This window comes from Komagataeibacter oboediens (genome assembly GCF_003207815.1).
Taxonomy (GTDB): Bacteria; Pseudomonadota; Alphaproteobacteria; order Acetobacterales; family Acetobacteraceae; genus Komagataeibacter; species Komagataeibacter oboediens.
The window spans coordinates 1-2,986 of sequence record NZ_NKTX01000136.1; the positions used below are offsets into that span (position 1 = coordinate 1).

General features: G+C 58.8%; 1 protein-coding gene and 2 pseudogenes. 1 reads left to right on the top strand and 2 read right to left on the bottom strand.

Annotated elements, in window-relative coordinates:
• Positions 1–155 (top strand): annotated as a pseudogene (locus tag CFR80_RS17455) (IS701 family transposase); the annotation flags it as partial.
• Positions 156–347: 192 nt separating this feature from the next.
• Here the strand turns inward: CFR80_RS17455 and CFR80_RS17460 are convergent.
• Both CFR80_RS17460 and CFR80_RS17465 read right to left on the bottom strand, forming a co-directional pair.
• On the bottom strand, positions 348–2,609 hold the full coding sequence (locus tag CFR80_RS17460) for a TonB-dependent receptor (protein WP_110507804.1): 2,262 nt from the start codon (positions 2,607–2,609) through the stop codon (positions 348–350).
• 80 nt (positions 2,610–2,689) lie between these two features.
• Positions 2,690–2,986 (bottom strand): annotated as a pseudogene (locus tag CFR80_RS17465) (IS630 family transposase); the annotation flags it as partial.

Here is a 2,986-nt window from a genome sequence, read left to right on the forward strand (position 1 = left end):
GATCATGGACAGGCCTGCACCGACACGCCCTGATGTCCATGATGGCCTACGCCTTTCTCCAGTCCCGGCGCCTTACGGCGGTCGGGCGGAAAAAAAAGAATCACCGGCCCACCGCCACAGCCCAGTCTGCCAGCAATACGACAGGCCATTCTTGATCGCATCCTGCGACTACCCACCGGGCAATGCCCGCACTGTGGAAACCTTCTACTCCAGACCTCGCAACATATTCTGCCAAAGTAGTGCTAATACCACATACGGTTTCCGGTCACGATCATGGTTGCGGCCGGAAACCACAATTCAGGACAAAGCAGTTTCGGGCGAAGCTTTTATTACTTCTGTCCGTTTTTTTACAGATCGGCACTGATCGAGAACTTGAAGGTCTCCGGGTCCCCCATGACCAGATCGCTCTGGTAAACCGATGCCCAGTACCGCTGATTGCCGATGTTATCGACCTCGAAGCGCGCGGTCAGTGGTTTCTTTGCTGCAAGGAAGGTATAGCGTGCCCCCAGGTCGAAACGTGACCATGCGGGCAGGTGCGTCGTGTTCATGTTATTGAACTGCTGCTTGCCGGTGCTAATGACACGGCCCACCAGCGTCAGTCCCTTCACGAACGGCACGTCGTATTCAAGGTTGCCGTTAATGGTGTAGTTCGGCACGCCAATAACGGTCTTGCCGTTATATTCGCCGCCCGCCGTATTCAGCTGCTTTGCATCAATCAACGTCAGGCCACCGTTGAAGCGCAGGCCGCGCAGGATCTCGCCATTGAAGGTCAGTTCCATGCCCCGGTTACGCTGTCGGCCATTCTGTGTGTACAGCATCTGCCCGGTATTACCGTAGGCTTCGGTCATGCCCTGCGGCATGGCAGTCTGGAAAAACGCGACACCTGCGGCAAAGCGGCCCACGTCATATTTCGCGCCAACTTCGTACTGGGTGCTCTGGTACGGGGCAAAGACCTGCCCGGCATTGACGTAGGTTGCGCCCACCGTCTGCCCCGCCGACAGGCCCTGAATACGGTTGAAATACAGGGCGGCATGTTTGACCGGATGGATGACAAGCCCGATGACGGGGGAGAACGCCGCCGCATCGTAATGGGTGCTCAACGTGCCGGTGCCATAGGCAAAGGAATCCGACAGGATGTCCTGGTACCGGAAGCCCCCCGTCAGCGCGATACGGTCGTGCCAGAAGGTCATGGTATCGGACAGGAACAGGCTGTACAGCTTGTTCCACGCCACCCGGCCGGGATTGTTCAGGCTGCCGCCGCTATAGGTTTCCTGCGGGGTGAACTGCGTGGGGTGATAGATGTTACCCGCCTGTGATGTCAGGCTCATGGAATAGGCGGCGTCTGATTCCTCCCATATCGCCGACCCGCCCGCGTTGATTTCATGTTTGATCGGGCCGGTGGTGACATGCGCATGGATACCGGCCTGCGTGGCCTCGTTCATGACGTTGTACGCATCCGCCATGGCGCCCACGGTGCCCGCCCCGGTGCGGGAATTGGTCAGCGTGGTGGTGGCGTAATTGCCCATTTCATTGCCGCCCTGCGCGCCGAATTTGCCATACGCCGTAATGTGGCTGCCAAAATCATGTTCGATGTTCAGCGTGCCGAACAGGTAGCTCAGGTCGGTATAGGCCCAGCGCTGTCCCCAGTTTTCCGATGGCGCGGTCGCCTTGGGCGCGGGCATGCCATCGGCCAGGCTGGAGACGATGATGGCGCTGCGCCCGCCATAAACCTGCTGTTTCTGGTAATTCATGTTCATGTCGATGCGCGTGTCATCATTGTGCCAGTCAAAGGCTGCGCCAAGGGCCACGTCATCACGCCGTTCGCCCTTGATCGCCGTCTGTCCATCCATGCCCGCGGCGTTGAAGCGGAAGCCGAAGGCATGGTCGCGACCAAAGCGACGGCTGATATCAAATGCGCCACCGCCCTGCCCGCCGCTGGTATAATCGCCGGTGATGCGCGTGATATCCGTCGCCGCCGCGCGCTTGGGGATCAGGTTGACGTTACCCCCAATGGCCGAGCCACCGGGGGCCGCGCCATTAAGGAACGCGCTGGCGCCATTGAGCACCTGCACCGAATCATAAAGCTGGGGCGAGACAAGCTGCCGTGGGGTGACGCCATACAGGCCGTCAATCGCCACGTCATCGCCATACAGCGTGAACCCACGGATCTGGAACAGCTGCGCGTAATTGCCATACCCCATTGTCGTGCGCACGGTGGGATCGTTCAGCAGCACATCGCCCAGTGTCTGTGACTGCTGGTTCAGGATCAGGCTGGAATTGTAGCTGCGGATGTTGAAGGGCACGTCCAGCCCTTTCTTCTTGCCCAGCGCGCCCAGATCCCCACCGCTGCTGACATACATGCGGTTCCTGCGCGCGGCGGTGACGACTATATCCTCATGCCTGTTCGCGTCCGGGCTGCCTTCGTCCCCTGCCTTCGCTTTTTTTTCTGGGGCATGGGCTGAGTGCACACGGGGGGCAAAGGTCGGTTTCACCTTCTGCGGTACGGTAATCTCTCCCCCTGTTGCAGCGTGAGATGCCGCCGGGACATCCACACCTGCCAGCAGAGTGGAGGCGCAGATGGTGCTCAGGCAAAGCGCACGAAGATTCATTATCAAAGCTCACACTGTGATGGTTCCCGGTAGCTTATTTAGCAATTGATAGTGAATTGCAATATCAAACATGTGCCTCACTAGTGTCCTGATTCTGAAGTTTCGCTGATTTTGGTAGTACGGAGGCAGAATCGCTTGACGGCCTGCAGGATGTCGTCGGCGGATCTGGTCCATTTGAAGGGCTTGGGCTGTTCGTTATGGACGGCGATGAAAGCCCTGATGTCGGCCTCCAGGGCTTCGGTCGAACGGTGAATGCCGCGCCTGATCTGCTTTTCAGTGACGAGAGCGAAAAACCGCTCCACCTGATTGATCCATGAGGCCCCGGTCGGCGTAAAATGAACGTGCCAGCGCGGGCGCCTGGCCAACCAGTCACGGAT